This window comes from Pseudomonas urethralis (assembly GCF_021602465.1).
GTDB classification, from domain to species: Bacteria; Pseudomonadota; Gammaproteobacteria; order Pseudomonadales; family Pseudomonadaceae; genus Aquipseudomonas; species Aquipseudomonas vlassakiae.
In genome coordinates, this window is sequence record NZ_BQIJ01000017.1 from 1 (window position 1) to 16747 (window position 16747).

A 16747-nucleotide genomic window follows, 5' to 3' on the forward strand; every position below is an offset into this window, starting at 1 on the left:
AATGGGGTCAGTGGGGGGTGCGGGTGCATGAGTGTCTGGTCTCATCTGCGCTGCAAATCGACCGGCGTGCACCCGGCACCCACTAAAAAATCACAGCTCGCTGACAAAGGTGCCGGTGCCATCGAGGATATTGCGCAATGTCAGCGCCACCTCCTCAAGGTCAGTCCCCGCCGAAGTCAGCACGATCTCCAGCGCTTCATCCCCTTTCAGCGCATCCCGATCACCGGCTGCCACTTCGATCAGCAGGCGCTGCGCGCTCAAGGTCACCTTCAACCCATCCAGCGTCGACGGCTCGTCATCCAGGGTCAGGTCGACGGTGTCTTCATCCGGATAACGGGTCAGCAAGAACATCTGCCCCTTGTCGCTGTGGCAGCACAAGGTCGCCATGTTGTCTTCCTCGTCATCGCAAGGGGTGGCGAACAGCACGGCGGTGTGGATTTGCATGGCTACGACTCGGGTCAAGGGTAATGGGAGGGAATTCTGACAGCCTTGCAGCCATCCATAAACGTAAAGTTGCCAGCCCTTGACCGAAATTGTCGCAGCCTCGCAAGCGGCGATGACCGCTCAGTCGTTAAGCTTCGGCGAGCCCTGGACGTGCCTGCCACGTTCAACGTCTGGTTTTTACCGTCCGGCTTGCCATGGGTTGGCTATCGTTGATCCGTACATGGCGGACATGCGCGACGCTTCAACTACTACAAAGCCCAAGCGGAGTACCACAGATGGCGTTCTTCACCGCAGCCAGCAAAGCCGACTTCCAGCACCAACTGCAAGCGGCCCTGGCGCAGCACATCAGCGAACAGTCCCTGCCACAAGTGGCGCTGTTCGCCGAGCAGTTCTTCGGCATCATCTCTCTGGACGAACTCACCCAGCGCAGGCTTTCGGACCTTGCCGGCTGTACCCTCTCGGCGTGGCGCATCATCGAGCGCTTCGACCCCGAATACCCGCAAGTGCGGGTGTACAACCCTGATTACGAGCGCAATGGCTGGCAGTCGACCCACACCGTGGTCGAAGTGCTGCATCACGACTTGCCGTTCCTGGTCGACTCGGTGCGCACCGAGCTCAACCGCCGCGGCTACAGCATCCACACCCTGCAGACCACGGTGCTCAGCGTGCGCCGCGGTGCCAAGGGCGAACTGCTCGAACTGCTGCCCAAGGGCACCCAGGGCGAAGGTGTGCGCCATGAGTCGCTGATGTACCTGGAGATCGACCGCTGCGCCAATGCCGCCGAACTGACCGTGCTGGCCCGCGAGATCGAGCAGGTGCTGGCTGAGGTACGCGTGGCGGTGGCTGATTTCGAGCCGATGAAAGCCAAGCTGCGCGAAATCCTCGCCGAGGTGGAAAACACCGCCTACGGCCCGGCCCAGCATGAAAAGGGCGAGGTCAAGGCCTTCCTCGAATGGCTGCTGGACAACCACTTCACCTTCCTCGGCTACGAAGAATTCACCGTCCAGGCCGACAGCGACGGTGGCCAGATGGACTACGACGAGCAGTCGTTCCTCGGCCTGCCGCGCCGCCTGCGGGTGGGCCTGACGGCGGAAGAACTGCGCATCGAAGACTACGCCGTGGCCTACCTCAACGAACCGCTGCTGCTGTCGTTCGCCAAGGCCGCGCTGCCCAGCCGCGTGCATCGCCCGGCCTACCCGGACTACGTGTCGATCCGCCAGCTGGATGCCGACGGCAAGGTCATCAAGGAGCACCGCTTCATGGGCCTGTACACGTCGTCGGTGTACGGCGAGAGCGTGCATGCCATCCCTTACATTCGCGTGAAGGTCGCCGAAGTCGAACGCCGGTCCGGCTTCGACCCGAAAGCGCACCTGGGCAAGGAACTGGCCCAGGTGCTCGAAGTGCTGCCACGCGACGACCTGTTCCAGACCCCGATCGACGAGTTGTTCAACACCGTCATGTCGATCGTGCAGATCCAGGAACGCAACAAGATCCGCGTGTTCCTGCGCAAGGACCCGTACGGGCGCTTCTGCTACTGCCTGGCCTACGTGCCGCGCGAGATCTACTCCACCGAAGTGCGGCAGAAGATCCAGCAGGTGCTGATGGAGCGCCTGAAGGCCAGCGACTGCGAGTTCTGGACCTTCTTCTCCGAATCGGTTCTGGCGCGCGTGCAGCTTATTCTGCGGGTCGACCCGAAGAACCGCATCGACATCGACCCGCAGCAACTGGAAAACGAAGTGATCCAGGCCTGCCGCTCGTGGCATGACGACTACTCGGCGCTGGTCATCGAGAACTTCGGCGAAGCCCAGGGCACCAACATCCTGGCTGACTTCCCCAAAGGCTTCCCGGCTGGCTACCGCGAGCGTTTCCCGGCGCATTCGGCGGTGGTCGACCTGCAGCACGTGGTGGCGCTGTCCGAGCACAAGCCGCTGGCGATGAGTTTCTATCAGCCGCTGACCCGCCTGGGCGACCGCCTGCTGCACTGCAAGCTGTACCATGCCGATACCCCGCTGGCGCTGTCGGACGTGCTGCCGATCCTGGAAAACCTTGGCCTGCGCGTACTCGGCGAATTCCCGTACCGCCTGCGCCACACCAGCGGGCGCGAGTTCTGGATCCACGACTTCGCCTTCACCTACAGCGAAGGCCTGGACCTGGACATCCAGCAGCTCAACGACATCCTGCAGGATGCCTTCATCCACATCGTCAAGGGCGACGCCGAGAACGATGCCTTCAACCGTCTGGTGCTCACCGCCGGCTTGCCATGGCGTGACGTGGCGTTGCTGCGTGCCTATGCCCGTTACCTGAAGCAGATCCGCCTGGGCTTCGACCTTGGCTACATCGCCAGCACCCTGAACAACCACACCGAGATCGCCCGCGAGCTGACCCGGTTGTTCAAGACCCGCTTCTACCTGGCGCGCAAGCTCACCACCGAAGACCTGGACGACAAGCAGCAACGCCTGGAGCAGGCGATCCTCACCGCCCTGGACGATGTTCAGGTGCTCAACGAGGACCGCATCCTGCGCCGCTACCTGGACCTGATCAAGGCCACCCTGCGCACCAACTTCTACCAGCCGGATGGCAGCGGCCAGAACAAGTCGTACTTCAGCTTCAAGTTCAACCCCAAGCTGATTCCCGAGCTGCCCAAGCCTGTGCCGAAGTTCGAGATCTTCGTCTATTCGCCACGGGTCGAGGGCGTGCACCTGCGCTTTGGCAATGTCGCCCGCGGCGGCCTGCGCTGGTCGGACCGCGAGGAAGACTTCCGCACCGAAGTGCTGGGCCTGGTCAAAGCCCAGCAGGTGAAGAACTCGGTGATCGTGCCGGTCGGCGCCAAGGGTGGCTTCCTGCCGCGCCGGCTGCCGCTGGGCGGTAGCCGTGACGAGATCGCCGCCGAGGGCGTGGCGTGCTATCGCATCTTCATCTCCGGCCTGCTCGACATCACCGACAACCTCAAGGACGGTGGCGTGGTGCCGCCGGCCAACGTGGTGCGTCACGATGACGACGACCCGTACCTGGTGGTGGCGGCCGACAAGGGCACCGCCACCTTCTCCGACATCGCCAACGGCATCGCCATCGACTACGGCTTCTGGCTCGGCGACGCGTTCGCCTCGGGTGGCTCGGCCGGTTATGACCACAAGAAGATGGGTATCACCGCCCGTGGCGCCTGGGTCGGTGTGCAACGCCACTTCCGCGAGCGCGGCATCAATGTGCAGCAGGACCCGATCACCGTGATCGGCATCGGCGACATGGCCGGCGACGTGTTCGGCAACGGCCTGCTGATGTCCGACAAGTTGCAACTGGTGGCGGCGTTCAACCACCTGCACATCTTCATCGACCCGAACCCGGACCCGGCCACCAGCTTCGTCGAGCGCAAGCGCCTGTTCGACCTGCCGCGCTCGGCCTGGAGCGACTACGACACCAGCATCATGTCCGAAGGCGGCGGGATTTTCCCACGCAGCGCCAAAAGCATCGCCATCAGCCCGCAGATGAAGGAACGCTTCGCCATCGAAGCCGACCGCCTGACCCCGACCGAGCTGCTGCACGCGCTGCTCAAGGCACCGGTCGACCTGCTGTGGAACGGCGGTATCGGTACCTACGTCAAGGCCAGCACTGAAAGCCACGCCGATGTCGGCGACAAGGCCAACGATGCCCTGCGCGTCAACGGCAACGAACTGCGCTGCAAGGTGGTAGGCGAGGGCGGCAACCTCGGCATGACCCAGCTCGGTCGTGTCGAATTCGGCCTGCATGGCGGTGCCACCAACACCGACTTCATCGACAACGCCGGTGGCGTGGACTGCTCCGACCACGAAGTCAATATCAAGATCCTGCTCAACGAAGTGGTGCAGGGTGGCGACATGACCGAGAAACAGCGCAACCAGTTGCTCGGCAGCATGACCGACGAAGTGGCTGGCCTGGTGCTGGGCAACAACTACAAGCAGACCCAGGCCCTGTCGCTGGCAGCCCGCCGCGCCCGCGAGCGGATCGCCGAATACAAGCGCCTGATGGCCGACCTCGAAAGCCGTGGCAAGCTGGACCGCGCGATCGAGTTCCTGCCGTCCGAGGAACAGCTGGCCGAGCGCCTGGCCGCTGGCCAGGGCCTGACCCGCGCCGAGCTGTCGGTGCTGATTTCGTACAGCAAGATCGACCTCAAGGAGCAGCTGCTCAAGTCGCTGGTGCCGGACGACGACTACCTGACCCGCGACATGGAAACCGCCTTCCCGCCGTCGCTGGTCAGCAAGTTCGCCGACGCCATGCGCCGTCACCGCCTGAAGCGCGAAATCGTCAGCACCCAGATCGCCAACGACCTGGTCAACAACATGGGTATCACCTTCGTCCAGCGCCTGAAGGAGTCGACCGGCATGAGCCCGGCCAACGTCGCCGGGGCCTATGTGATCGTGCGTGACATCTTCCACCTGCCGCACTGGTTCCGTCAGATCGAGGCGCTGGACTATCAGGTGCCGGCGGAGATCCAGCTGACCTTGATGGACGAGCTGATGCGCCTGGGCCGCCGCGCCACCCGCTGGTTCCTGCGCAGCCGCCGCAACGAGCAGGATGCCGGGCGTGACAGCGCGCACTTCGGGCCGAAGATCGCCCAGTTGGGGCTCAAGCTCGACGAGCTGCTGGAAGGCCCGACCCGCGAGCGCTGGATGGTGCGCTACCAGAGCTTCGTCGATGCCGGTGTGCCGGAGCTGCTGGCGCGCATGGTTGCCGGTACCACCCACCTGTACACCCTGCTGCCGATCATCGAGGCCTCGGACGTGACCGGCCACGACCCGGCGCAGGTGGCCAAGGCGTTCTTCGCCGTGGGCAGCGCGCTGGACCTGACCTGGTACCTGCAGGAAATCAGCAACCTGCCGGTGGAGAACAATTGGCAGGCCCTGGCCCGCGAGGCGTTCCGTGACGACATCGACCTGCAGCAGCGGGCGATCACCATCTCGGTCTTGCAGATGGCCGATGCGCCGGAAGACATGGACGCCCGGGTGGCGCTGTGGGCCGAGCAGCACCGGGTGATGGTCGAGCGTTGGCGCGCCATGCTCGACGACCTGCGCAACGCCACCGGCACCGACTATGCGATGTACGCGGTGGCCAACCGCGAGCTGGTCGACCTGGCGCTGAGTGGCCAGGCGGCGGTGGTGCCGTCCTGAGTCTGGTAGTGAGGTAAAAGAAAGCCCCGGCAGCGATGCCGGGGCTTTTTTTGTACACCTGTGCCGGCCCTTTCGCGGGCAAGCCCGCTCCCACAGGGATCTCATTGACCTTGGGGTATGTGCAATACCTGTGGGAGCGGGTTCACCCGCGAAGAGGCCGGTGCAGGTTTACTTGAACCTGCGCTCGACGCCTTTTTCCACCAGGATCTTCGCCGAAATCTCTTCCACCGAAAAATGCGTCGAATTGATGTTGGGAATGTTCTCCCGGCGGAACAGGTTCTCCACCTCGCGCACCTCGAATTCGCACTGGGCAAAGCTCGAATAGCGGCTGTTGGGCTTGCGCTCGTGGCGGATGGCGGTCAGGCGGTCGGGGTCGATGGTCAGGCCGAACAGCTTGCTGTGGTGCTTCTTCAGCACCGCCGGCAATTGCAGGCGCTCCATGTCGTCCTCGGTCAGCGGATAGTTGGCGGCGCGAATACCGAACTGCATGGCCATGTACAGGCAGGTCGGGGTCTTGCCGCAGCGCGACACGCCGACCAGGATCAGGTCGGCTTTGTCGTAGTAGTGGGTGCGCGCGCCGTCGTCGTTGTCCAGGGCGAAATTCACCGCCTCGATGCGTTCCATGTAGTTGGAGTTGCCGCCAATCGAGTGCGATTTGCCGACGGAATACGACGAATGGGCGGTCAGTTCCTGTTCGAGCGGGGATAAAAACGAAGAAAAGATGTCGATCATGAAGCCGTTCGACGTCGCCAGGATCTCGCGGATGTCCTGATTGACGATGGTGTCGAAGATGATCGGCCGCATGCCATCGCGCTCTGCGGCGGCATTGATCTGCTGCACCATGGTCCGCGCTTTTTCCGGGCTGTCGATGTACGGACGAGTGAATTTATTGAACGGAATGCTTTCGAATTGAGCGAGCAGGCTCTGGCCCAGGGTTTCGGCGGTGATGCCGGTGCCATCGGAGATGAAGAACGCGGTTCGTTTCATTTGCGATCTGGGCCTTAAGCTGATGACGTTTCTTGGATATGATAAGTTCGGTTTGCCGAATGCGGCTGTCAGCAATTCTGCCATATTTTGCGAACCTATATTCCAGGTACAGGCCACAAGCGTCCGGCCCAGTCAACGAAGGCAGGCGGGCGCCCTTGAGCTTTTCCAATACAGTTAGTGGAGAGATCACCTTGGTAGAGTACGTAGTTTCCCTCGATAAGCTCGGCGTCCACGATGTGGAGCATGTGGGGGGCAAGAACGCATCCCTGGGCGAGATGATCAGTAACCTCGCTGGTGCCGGTGTGTCGGTGCCGGGCGGCTTTGCCACTACGGCTCAGGCGTACCGTGACTTCCTCGAACAGAGTGGCCTGAACGACAAGATTCACGCTGCGCTCGATGCGCTGGACGTTGATGACGTCAACGCCCTGGCCAAGACCGGCGCGCAGATCCGCCAGTGGGTGATGGAGGCCGACTTCCCGGCCCGCCTGGATGCAGAAATCCGCACCGCCTTCGCCGAAATGTCCCAGGGCAACGACAACATGGCCGTGGCCGTGCGTTCCTCGGCCACCGCCGAAGACCTGCCGGACGCCTCGTTCGCCGGCCAGCAGGAAACCTTCCTCAACATCCGTGGCGTCGACAACGTGATCCGCGCGGCCAAGGAAGTGTTCGCCTCGCTGTTCAACGACCGCGCCATCGCCTACCGCGTGCACCAGGGCTTCGACCACAAGCTGGTGGCCCTGTCCGCCGGCGTGCAGCGCATGGTCCGTTCGGAAACCGGCACCGCCGGCGTGATGTTCACCCTCGACACCGAGTCGGGCTTCCGTGACGTGGTGTTCATCACCGGCGCCTACGGCCTGGGTGAAACCGTGGTGCAGGGCGCGGTCAACCCTGACGAATTCTACGTGCACAAACAAACCCTGCAGGCTGGTCGCCCGGCCATCCTGCGCCGCAACCTGGGCAGCAAGGCGATCAAGATGGTCTATGGCGACGAAGCCAAGGCCGGCCGCTCGGTCAAGACCATCGAGGTCGACCGTGCCGATCGCGCCCGTTTCTGCCTGAGCGACGACGAAGTCAACGAACTGGCCAAGCAGGCGATGATCATCGAGCAGCACTACCAGCGCCCGATGGACATCGAGTGGGCCAAGGACGGTGATGACGGCAAGCTGTACATCGTCCAGGCTCGCCCTGAGACCGTGAAGAGCCGCGCCAGCGCCAACGTCATGGAACGTTACCTGCTTAAAGAGAAGGGCACCGTGCTGGTCGAAGGTCGCGCCATCGGCCAGCGCATTGGCGCTGGCAAGGTCCGCGTGATCAACGACGTGTCCGAGATGGACAAGGTGCAGCCCGGCGACGTGCTGGTTTCCGACATGACCGACCCGGACTGGGAACCGGTGATGAAGCGCGCCAGCGCCATCGTCACCAACCGTGGCGGGCGCACCTGCCACGCGGCGATCATCGCCCGTGAGCTGGGCATCCCGGCCGTGGTCGGTTGCGGCAATGCCACCCAGGTGCTCAAGGACGGCCAGGGCGTGACCGTATCCTGCGCCGAAGGCGACACCGGCTTCATCTTCGAGGGTGAGCTGGGCTTCGACGTCAAGCAGAACTCGGTGGACGCCATGCCGGAGCTGCCGTTCAAGATCATGATGAACGTCGGCAACCCGGACCGCGCCTTCGACTTCGCCCAGCTGCCCAACGCCGGTGTCGGCCTGGCACGCCTGGAATTCATCATCAACCGCATGATCGGCGTGCACCCGAAGGCACTGCTGAACTATGCCGGCCTGCCCGCCGAGCTGAAGGAAAGCGTCGACAAGCGCATCGCTGGCTACAACGACCCGGTCGGTTTCTATGTCGAGAAACTGGTCGAGGGCATCAGCACCCTGGCGGCAGCCTTCTACCCGAAAAAGGTCATCGTGCGCCTGTCGGACTTCAAGTCCAACGAGTACGCCAACCTGATCGGCGGCAAGCTGTATGAGCCGGAAGAAGAAAACCCGATGCTGGGCTTCCGCGGCGCCTCGCGCTACATCAGCGAGTCGTTCCGCGACTGCTTCGAGCTCGAGTGCCGTGCGCTCAAGCGCGTGCGCAACGAGATGGGCCTGACCAACGTCGAGATCATGGTGCCGTTCGTGCGTACCCTGGGCGAAGCCAGCCAGGTCGTCGACCTGCTCGCCGAAAACGGCCTGGCCCGTGGCGACAACGGCCTGCGTGTGATCATGATGTGCGAGTTGCCGTCCAATGCCATCCTCGCCGAAGAGTTCCTCGAATACTTCGACGGCTTCTCCATCGGCTCCAACGACCTGACCCAGCTGACCCTGGGTCTGGACCGTGACTCGGGCATCATCGCCCACCTGTTCGATGAGCGTAACCCGGCGGTGAAGAAGCTGCTGGCCAACGCCATCCAGGCGTGCAACAAGGCCGGCAAGTACATCGGCATTTGCGGCCAGGGCCCATCGGACCACCCGGACCTGGCCAAGTGGCTGATGGAGCAGGGCATCGAAAGCGTGTCGCTGAACCCGGACTCGGTCCTGGAGACCTGGTTCTTCCTGGCCGAAGGCCAGGGCGCGGCCTGATGCGGTAAATTGCGGGGGCGCGTCTGGCGCGCCTCCGCCTGGTTTTTTCCAGGGCGAGCTCCAGTGATGGATCCCGCCCTTTTTTGTGCACCAAGCAACCTTATGCAAAGCAGCAGCAACCTTTTTCCCGTGGCCTTGCTCAGTGCCGAGCGCCGCGGCGACCTCAGCGAAGACGTGTACCGGATCAAGGCCGGCAACGGCCCGGACCCCAGTGTCGAGCTGGCCGTGACCCGCCTGGGGCTGGCCGATCAAGGCCGGCCCCAAGGTGTGCCGGTGATTCTGCTGCATGGCAGTTTCTCCAACCGGCGCTTCTGGTACTCGCCCAAGGGCATCGGCCTTGGGGCCCATCTGGCGCGGGCCGGGTTCGACGTATGGATCCCGGAAATGCGCGGCCACGGGCTGTCGCCGCGTAACCGCAACTGGAAGCACAACAGCGTGGCCGATTATGCCCGCGACGATCTGCCACTGATCGGTGCATTCGTGCGCGAGCAGTCTGGCCAGGCGCCGCACTGGGTCGGCCACTCTCTGGGTGGCACTACCTTGGTGGCAGCCTTGGGTGGCGGCTTTATCAAGGCTGAACAGGTGGCCAGCGTGGCGCTTTTCGGAACCCAGGTCAGCCGGGTCTATTGGCCGCTCAAGGTGCCTCCGCTGACCTGGGGAGCGAAGCTGCTGCTCAAGCGTTGGGGGCAGATTTCCGGGCCGCGCTTCAAGCGTGGGCCGGAGGACGAGCCGATCGGCCTGGCGCTGGAGAGCATGCGCTGGCATGGCCTGTTCGGGCGCTTTGGCGACAAGCAGAACGACTGGTGGGCGGGGTTGGCCGAAGTGGACGTACCGTTGCTGGCGGTGGCCGGCGCGGGGGACTTCCAGGACCCGGTGTGGGCCTGCCGCAAGCTGTTCGATCAGCTGGGCGGGGAGCGCAAGCAGTTCCTGCGTCTGGGCCGTGAAGAGGGGTTCGAGGCCTTTGGCCATGTCGACATGCTGGTGAGCAAGGCGGCGCAGGTGCAGGTATGGCCGTTGGTTGAGCGCTGGTTGCGCGACCCGCTGTTGCCGGTGCATGAATCGACGGTGGTGCGCGAGCCTTTGCCTGTCAGTTGAATCTGCTTCGCCTGTGCCGGCCTCTTCGCGGGACAAGCCCGCTCCCACAGGTACTGCACAATGCTTGAAACTTGAGCAGTACCTGTGGGAGCGGGCTTGTCCCGCGAAGAGGCCGGTCCAGGTTGAATGCAAATGACTGCCCGGTCCCGGATGACTGCAACAGCTTCTACGGTGTAGCCTTGGCCGATACCCGCCTTCGTTGTGACTGACAGGAGCTTCCCATGCAGCATTACGTAACGCCCGACCTGTGTGACGCCTACCCGGACCTGGTTCAGGTGCTCGAACCCATGTTCAGCAACTTCGGTGGCCGCGACTCCTTCGGTGGCCAGATCGTGACCATCAAGTGCTTCGAAGACAACTCGCTGGTCAAGGAGCAGGTCGAGCTCGATGGCAAGGGCAAGGTCCTGGTGGTCGACGGGGGTGGCTCGCTGCGCCGTGCGCTGCTGGGTGACATGCTCGCCGAAAAGGCAGCCAAGAACGGCTGGGAAGGCCTGGTGATCTACGGTTGCGTGCGTGACGTCGATGTACTGATCCAGACCGACGTCGGTGTACAGGCGCTGGCCAGCCACCCGATGAAAACCGACAAACGCGGCATCGGCGACCTTAACGTGGCCGTGACCTTTGCCGGTGTCACCTTCCGCCCGGGCGAGTACCTGTATGCCGACAACAATGGCGTGATCATCTCGCCAAGCCCGCTGAAAATGCCGGAGTGACGCGCGGTACGCGCTGATGGAGCTTTGATGTTCGAGGAAGACAACGCGCAGTGGGGGTTGGTGCATGCCCTGGTGCTCGATGGTAAAGGTGGCGCGCGTTCGATTGCCCGGACCGAGCTGGACGGCCTGCAGCTGCAACCCCAGCAAAGCCTGTGGTTGCACTGGGATCGCAGTCATCCGCAAACCCGCACCTGGTTGTTGCAGGACAGTGGCCTGAGCGAGTTCGCCTGCGACCTGCTGCTGGAAGAAAACACCCGGCCACGGCTGTTGCCGCAGGCCGGTGAGCAGATGTTGCTGTTCCTGCGCGGGGTCAACCTCAACCCGGGGGCAGAGCCCGAGGACATGGTTTCGGTACGCATTCATGCCCAGGCGCAGCGGGTCATTTCGCTGCGTTTGCGGCCATTGCGTGCCAGCGATGAAATCCTTCAGCAGCTTGAAGAGGGCAGGGGGCCGAAATCGGCGTCCGAGCTGTTGCTGTTGATGGGGGAGTTGCTGACCGAGAAGGTCCAGAGCCTGGTCAGCGACCTCTCGGAGCTGGTCGATCTGGAAGAAGAGAAGGTTGAATCTGACGAACGGTATACACCGGAGCAAGGCAGCCTTCAGCAGATTCGCCGCCGCGCGGCGGGCTTGCGTCGCTTCCTGGCACCTCAGCGTGAGATCTACGCCCAGCTGTCACGCAGCAAATGGAGCTGGTTCTGCGATGCCGATGCCGATTACTGGAACGAGCTGAACAACAGCCTGATCCGCTACCTCGAAGAGCTTGAGCTGACCCGCGAGCGGGCAGCGCTGGTGCTGGAAAGCGAAGACCGCCGGCGCAGCGAGCGGATGAACCGGACCATGTACCGCTTCGGCATCATCACCTGCATCTTCCTGCCCATGAGCTTCGTCACCGGGTTGCTCGGTATCAATGTCGGCGGTATTCCGGGGGCGAGCAACCCTTATGGCTTCCTGCTGGCCTGCATCGTCGTGCTCGGCCTGGCAGTGGGGCAGTGGTGGTTGTTCCGGCGGTTGCGCTGGGTATGAACATGCCGAGCCGTCATGAGACAATCGTTCCACTGCGATGTGTGACCCATCGCCCGGCCGCCTCGTCTCTGAGTGACACTGCGCGAGGTGCCCATGCACGATCCGTTTGAAGAATCACTGCGTGACCTGCTCAAGGCGTCGCCCTCCGGTGAGGAGCGAGACGATGCCGCGTGCCTGGGTCGCGTGCTGAAAACCGCCAACCGCCAGGTCGGTGCCGGTGATCTGTTCAGCCTGCTTGGCCGCTGGAGCCAGGCGCTGCTGATCGCCGTGAACAATGGCTCGGCGCACGTTGCGCCGGTGCGTCGACACTCTACCCGCAACGCTGCCAATGGCAGCAAAGCAGATAAGGCCGATTGAATATGGAACTCGATCTCTGGACCCAGAGCCTGGTCACTGCCATGACCGCCCTATGGACCAAGGTAGCGAACTTCATCCCCAACCTGTTCGGCGCGCTGGTCGTGGTGCTGCTCGGTTTCGTGGTGGCCAAGCTGCTCGACACACTGCTTTCCAAGCTCCTGGCCAAGTTCGGCCTGGACCGTCTCATGGCCGGTACCGGGCTGACCAAGATGCTTGGCCGGGTTGGCATCCAGGTGCCGATCTCGACGTTGATCGGCAAGATCGTCTACTGGTTCGTGTTGCTCATCTTCCTCGTCTCGGCCGCCGAGTCGTTGGGCCTGGAGCGGGTTTCGGCGACCCTGGACATGCTCGCCCTGTACCTGCCCAAGGTGTTCGGCGCAGCCCTGGTACTGCTGGCCGGCGTGCTGCTGGCGCAGGTGGCCAATGGCCTGGTGCGCGGTGCGGCCGAAGGTATCGGCCTGGAGTATTCCGCCGGCCTTGGGCGCATCACCCAGGGCCTGGTGATCATCATCAGCATCTCGGTGGCCATCAGCCAGTTGGAGGTCAAGACCGACCTGCTCAACCACGTGATCGTCATCGGGCTGATTACCGTTGGTCTGGCCGTTGCGCTTGCCATGGGCCTTGGCAGCCGCGAAATCGCCGGGCAGATCCTGGCCGGCATCTATGTTCGCGAACTGTACCAGGTCGGCCAGCAGGTGCGGATTGGAGAGGTTGAAGGAATGATCGAAGAGATCGGCACAGTCAAGACGACGCTGTTGACCGATGAGGGCGAGCTGGTGTCGCTGTCCAATCGCGAGCTCCTCGAGCAGCGAGTCAATAGCCGCTAACCGCACAAAAGCTGTTAATGTATGCCGCCGCGAAATCAGCCCCAGGGGTTGAGCGGCGACATTGACCTGACTGTCGGCCAGATCCGTTTTGAATAAAGTTCATTCGCCGCCCATGCGTTACGACCCCCGCGAACTCACCGACGAGGAGTTGGTGGCGCGTTCGCATGAAGAGCTGTATCACGTAACCCGCGCCTATGAGGAGCTCATGCGGCGCTACCAGCGGACCCTGTTCAACGTCTGTGCGCGTTATCTGGGGAACGACCGCGATGCTGATGATGTCTGTCAGGAAGTGATGCTGAAGGTGCTCTACGGTCTGAAGAACTTCGAGGGCAAGTCCAAGTTCAAGACCTGGCTCTACAGCATTACCTACAACGAATGCATTACCCAGTACCGCAAGGAGCGTCGTAAACGCCGGTTGATGGATGCCTTGAGCCTGGACCCTGTAGAAGAGGCGTCCGAAGAGAAGGCTCCGAAGCCGGAAGAAAAAGGCGGTCTGGACAAGTGGCTGGTGCATGTGAACCCGATTGATCGGGAAATTCTGGTGCTGCGTTTTGTCGCGGAACTGGAATTTCAGGAAATCGCCGATATCATGCACATGGGCTTGAGCGCAACGAAAATGCGCTACAAGCGCGCGCTAGACAAGCTTCGTGAGAAATTTGCAGGGTTGGATGAAACTTAGCCCTCTGCAAATATCTCTAACGGATCGGCGAGTTCTGCTAGACTTGCCGTCGAGTTGTCCCCCGGATGTTGGTGGGACTGCTTAACTATCACCAGATGGGGATTTAACGGATGAAATTGAAAAACACCTTGGGCTTGGCCATTGGCTCGCTCGTCGCTGCTACTTCGTTCGGCGTTCTGGCTCAAGGCCAAGGCGCGGTCGAAGTCGAAGGCAACGTGACCAAGCAGTACTACGACAGCGAGCGTAACTTCAAGAACGACGGCACCAACCCTGGTGTTCGTCTGGGTTACTTCCTGACTGACGACGTCTCCCTGGACCTGGGCTACAACGAGACTCATAACGCTCGTGGCGAAGTCTTCAACAAAGACATCAAAGGTTCCAAGGCCAAGCTGGACGCTACCTACCACTTCGGTACCGTTGGCGACGCTCTGCGTCCGTACGTTTCCGCCGGTTTCGCTCACGAGAGCCTGGGCCAGGCCACTCGTAGCGGCCGCGACCACTCCACCTTCGCCAACGTTGGCGCTGGCGCCAAGTGGTACATCACCGACATGTTCTTCGCCCGTGCTGGCGTTGAAGCCATGTACAACATCGACGACGGCAACACCGAGTGGGGCCCAACCGTTGGTGTTGGTCTGAACTTCGGTGGTAGCGGTGGCAAAGTGGCTGCTGCTCCGGCTCCAGTTGCTGAAGTCTGCTCCGACTCCGACAACGATGGCGTTTGCGACAACGTCGACAAGTGCCCAGACACCCCAGCCAACGTAACCGTTGACGCTGATGGCTGCCCGGCTGTTGCCGAAGTCGTTCGCGTTGAGCTGGACGTCAAGTTCGACTTCGACAAGTCGGTCGTCAAGCCAAACAGCTACGGCGACATCAAGAACCTGGCTGACTTCATGAAGCAGTACCCACAGACCACCACCGTGGTTGAAGGTCACACTGACTCCGTTGGTCCAGACGCCTACAACCAGAAGCTGTCCGAGCGTCGTGCCAATGCTGTCAAGCAGGTTCTGACCCAGCAGTACGGTGTTGAATCCAGCCGCGTTCAGTCGGTTGGCTACGGCGAAACCCGTCCGGTTGCTGACAACGCCACCGAAGAAGGCCGCGCTATCAACCGTCGCGTTGAAGCTCAGGTAGAAGCCCAGGCCAAGTAATTGGTTTGACGCTTCAATGAAAAACCCGGCCTCGGCCGGGTTTTTCTTTGTCTGTCATTTACGCAGCCACTGTATCCCCGGCAAGGCACTTTCAAGCTTTTAGCAGGGCGAACAGCAGCATCACGTTCAACACCAGGGACAGCAGGGCCAAGCTGCGCCACACCTTCACCGGCTCACGCTCCAGCAGCGGGCGAGGGCGGCTGGGCAGTTCCTGGCGGTCGCCGCGTTCGAGCAACAGTAACCATTGCTCGGCGGTCTCGAAGCGATGCGCCGGGTCCGCCGCCACGGCCTGCAGCAAATGGTGCTGCAACCATTCGGGCAGGTCGGGGCGATAGCGGGATGGATTTACGGCCTGACCAAGGCGTGGGCGCTGGAAGGCCTCGATCTCCCCATAAGGATAATGCCCGGTCAGCAAGCGATAGAGCGTGACGCCGGCGGCGTACAGGTCTTGGCGCGGGCTCGGTGGCTGGCCTTGGTAGGCTTCCGGGGCGATATACGACGGCGTGCCGGGCAATTCGTGCAACGGTTCCTCGGACAGCCCCGGGCAATACGCCAGGCCGAAGTCCAGCAAGCGTACCTGGCCGTCATCGCCCAGGTGCAGGTTTTCCGGTTTGATGTCGCGGTGCAGCAGGTTTCGTCGGTGCAGCACGCCGATGGCCTGGAGCAGCTGACGGGCGATTTCCAGCCATTGTGCAAGCGCTAACGGGCCATGGGCTTCGAGGTGCGTGGCGAGCGTCTTGCCGCTGTGTTCGCGCATCACGTAATACAAGTGCTGGCGCCGGCCGGCGGCATGCAGTTCGGGGAAGTGGCGGCCGGCGACCCGGCGCAGGAACCACTCTTCCAGCAGTAGGGCCTGGGCTGCACCAGGTTGCTGTTCCCGCTCGGCGGGCAAGGTTTTCAACAGCCAGGGCTGGCCGTTGGCATCACGTACGCGGTAAAGCAGTGACTGGCGACTGTGCGCCAGGCACGTTTCGACCTGCCAGCCATCGAGCGCCTGGCCCTCGCGCAGCGGGCCAGGCAATGGCCATTGCTGCAGTTGCACCAGGGTGTCGCCGAGGTTGACCGTGCCCAGTTGCTCGACCCGCACCAGCAAGGCGCTGGCGTTGTCCTGGCTGCCGTTGTGATGGGCGCTGGCAACCAGGGTGTCGGCGGCCGCCTGCAGGTCGGGCTGCTCGCGCAGAATGGCCTGAATGTGCTGGTCGCCAAGGCTGGCCCAGACGCCGTCGCTGAGCAGCAGGTAGCACTCGCCAGCTTGCAGTTCGCCCTCCAGGTAGTCGACCAGCAGATGCTGGTCCAGGCCTAGGGCGCGCTTGAGCACATGCTGCATGCCGGGCTGGTCCCAGACGTGGTCTTCACTCAGGCATTGCAGGCGCCCGGCGTGCCAGCGATAGGCCCGGCAATCGCCCACGTGGGCCAGGGTGAAACGGCGCCCGCGCAGCACCAGGGCGCTCAGTGTGGTCAGCAGCGGCTGGCTGCCTTGGGCACGCAACCAGCGATTCTGTGCCAGCAGCAGGCGGTCGAGGGCCTGGGCCACACCCCAGGTGGCGGGCGTCGCGTAGTAATCCATGGCCAGCGCCTGCAGGCTGGCGCGAGCGGCGAGGCCACCGTCGGCACATTGGCTGACGCCATCGGCAAGGGCGAACAGGTAGCCCTTGCTGGCGGCCAGCTCCGCCGCCGGCGTGACCAGGCGCAGGGCATCCTGGTTCTCCATGCGTGGCCCGGTGGCGCTGGCCTGGGCGAAGCTGAGCTGCAGGCTCATGGTCATC

12 protein-coding genes are annotated in these 16747 nt (G+C 62.8%); 9 read left to right on the plus strand and 3 right to left on the minus strand.

What is annotated here, in order from left to right:
- Positions 1-90 precede the first annotated feature (90 nt).
- The gene (locus L6D64_RS22430; protein ID WP_176507280.1) at positions 91-444 is read right to left on the minus strand and encodes a hypothetical protein; all 354 of its coding nucleotides are present in this window, start codon (positions 442-444) and stop codon (positions 91-93) included.
- A 275-nt stretch (positions 445-719) separates the two neighbouring features.
- Here L6D64_RS22430 and L6D64_RS22435 point away from each other — a divergent pair, with 275 nt between their 5' ends.
- Positions 720-5585 (plus strand): NAD-glutamate dehydrogenase, encoded by a 4866-nt coding sequence (locus L6D64_RS22435; RefSeq protein ID WP_176507281.1) that lies wholly within the window; start codon positions 720-722, stop codon positions 5583-5585.
- 168 nt (positions 5586-5753) lie between these two features.
- Here L6D64_RS22435 and ppsR read toward each other — a convergent pair whose 3' ends face one another.
- Entirely contained in the window at positions 5754-6572 is an 819-nt protein-coding gene (gene ppsR / locus L6D64_RS22440; protein WP_054885785.1) for a posphoenolpyruvate synthetase regulatory kinase/phosphorylase PpsR, read from the minus strand.
- A 191-nt stretch (positions 6573-6763) separates the two neighbouring features.
- On the opposite strand from ppsR, the gene ppsA reads away from it, so the two are divergent.
- The 8 genes from ppsA (at position 6764) to L6D64_RS22480 (ending at position 14981) form a co-directional block, all read left to right on the plus strand.
- Complete coding sequence (gene ppsA / locus L6D64_RS22445; protein ID WP_176507282.1) at positions 6764-9139, plus strand: phosphoenolpyruvate synthase; 2376 nt, start codon at positions 6764-6766, stop codon at positions 9137-9139.
- Between the two features lie 102 nt (positions 9140-9241).
- Positions 9242-10234, plus strand: coding sequence for an alpha/beta fold hydrolase (locus L6D64_RS22450; RefSeq protein WP_236192576.1), 993 nt, complete (start codon positions 9242-9244; stop codon positions 10232-10234).
- Positions 10235-10455: 221 nt separating this feature from the next.
- A complete protein-coding gene (gene rraA, locus L6D64_RS22455; protein WP_054883439.1) occupies positions 10456-10947 on the plus strand; it encodes a ribonuclease E activity regulator RraA in 492 nt (163 codons plus the stop codon).
- Positions 10948-10974: 27 nt separating this feature from the next.
- Complete coding sequence (locus tag L6D64_RS22460; protein ID WP_176507284.1) at positions 10975-11970, plus strand: zinc transporter ZntB; 996 nt, start codon at positions 10975-10977, stop codon at positions 11968-11970.
- Between the two features lie 93 nt (positions 11971-12063).
- Positions 12064-12327, plus strand: a complete 264-nt coding sequence (locus L6D64_RS22465; RefSeq protein ID WP_103449775.1) for a CrfX protein — start codon at positions 12064-12066, stop codon at positions 12325-12327.
- A 2-nt stretch (positions 12328-12329) separates the two neighbouring features.
- Entirely contained in the window at positions 12330-13154 is an 825-nt protein-coding gene (locus L6D64_RS22470) for a mechanosensitive ion channel family protein (RefSeq protein ID WP_054883442.1), read from the plus strand.
- A 112-nt stretch (positions 13155-13266) separates the two neighbouring features.
- The gene (gene sigX / locus L6D64_RS22475; protein ID WP_033696348.1) at positions 13267-13833 is read left to right on the plus strand and encodes an RNA polymerase sigma factor SigX; all 567 of its coding nucleotides are present in this window, start codon (positions 13267-13269) and stop codon (positions 13831-13833) included.
- A gap of 110 nt (positions 13834-13943) precedes the next feature.
- Positions 13944-14981: an OmpA family protein gene (locus L6D64_RS22480; RefSeq protein ID WP_054883443.1), complete on the plus strand. Its 1038-nt coding sequence runs from the start codon at positions 13944-13946 to the stop codon at positions 14979-14981.
- A gap of 91 nt (positions 14982-15072) precedes the next feature.
- Here L6D64_RS22480 and L6D64_RS22485 read toward each other — a convergent pair whose 3' ends face one another.
- Positions 15073-16740, minus strand: coding sequence for a bifunctional protein-serine/threonine kinase/phosphatase (locus L6D64_RS22485; protein WP_176507285.1), 1668 nt, complete (start codon positions 16738-16740; stop codon positions 15073-15075).
- Between the last annotated feature and the right edge of the window lie 7 nt (positions 16741-16747).

What these genes read in the sequence shown, in the direction of transcription:
- sigX (WP_033696348.1), top strand. Translation starts at nt 13,267, where the DNA reads ATGCGTTACGACCCCCGCGAACTCACCGACGAGGAGTTGGTGGCGCGT.
- rraA (WP_054883439.1), top strand. Translation starts at nt 10,456, where the DNA reads ATGCAGCATTACGTAACGCCCGACCTGTGTGACGCCTACCCGGACCTG.
- L6D64_RS22485 (WP_176507285.1), bottom strand. Translation starts at nt 16,740, where the DNA reads ATGAGCCTGCAGCTCAGCTTCGCCCAGGCCAGCGCCACCGGGCCACGC.
- L6D64_RS22450 (WP_236192576.1), top strand. Translation starts at nt 9,242, where the DNA reads ATGCAAAGCAGCAGCAACCTTTTTCCCGTGGCCTTGCTCAGTGCCGAG.
- L6D64_RS22465 (WP_103449775.1), top strand. Translation starts at nt 12,064, where the DNA reads ATGCACGATCCGTTTGAAGAATCACTGCGTGACCTGCTCAAGGCGTCG.
- L6D64_RS22480 (WP_054883443.1), top strand. Translation starts at nt 13,944, where the DNA reads ATGAAATTGAAAAACACCTTGGGCTTGGCCATTGGCTCGCTCGTCGCT.
- L6D64_RS22470 (WP_054883442.1), top strand. Translation starts at nt 12,330, where the DNA reads ATGGAACTCGATCTCTGGACCCAGAGCCTGGTCACTGCCATGACCGCC.
- ppsR (WP_054885785.1), bottom strand. Translation starts at nt 6,572, where the DNA reads ATGAAACGAACCGCGTTCTTCATCTCCGATGGCACCGGCATCACCGCC.
- L6D64_RS22430 (WP_176507280.1), bottom strand. Translation starts at nt 444, where the DNA reads ATGCAAATCCACACCGCCGTGCTGTTCGCCACCCCTTGCGATGACGAG.
- L6D64_RS22435 (WP_176507281.1), top strand. Translation starts at nt 720, where the DNA reads ATGGCGTTCTTCACCGCAGCCAGCAAAGCCGACTTCCAGCACCAACTG.
- L6D64_RS22460 (WP_176507284.1), top strand. Translation starts at nt 10,975, where the DNA reads ATGTTCGAGGAAGACAACGCGCAGTGGGGGTTGGTGCATGCCCTGGTG.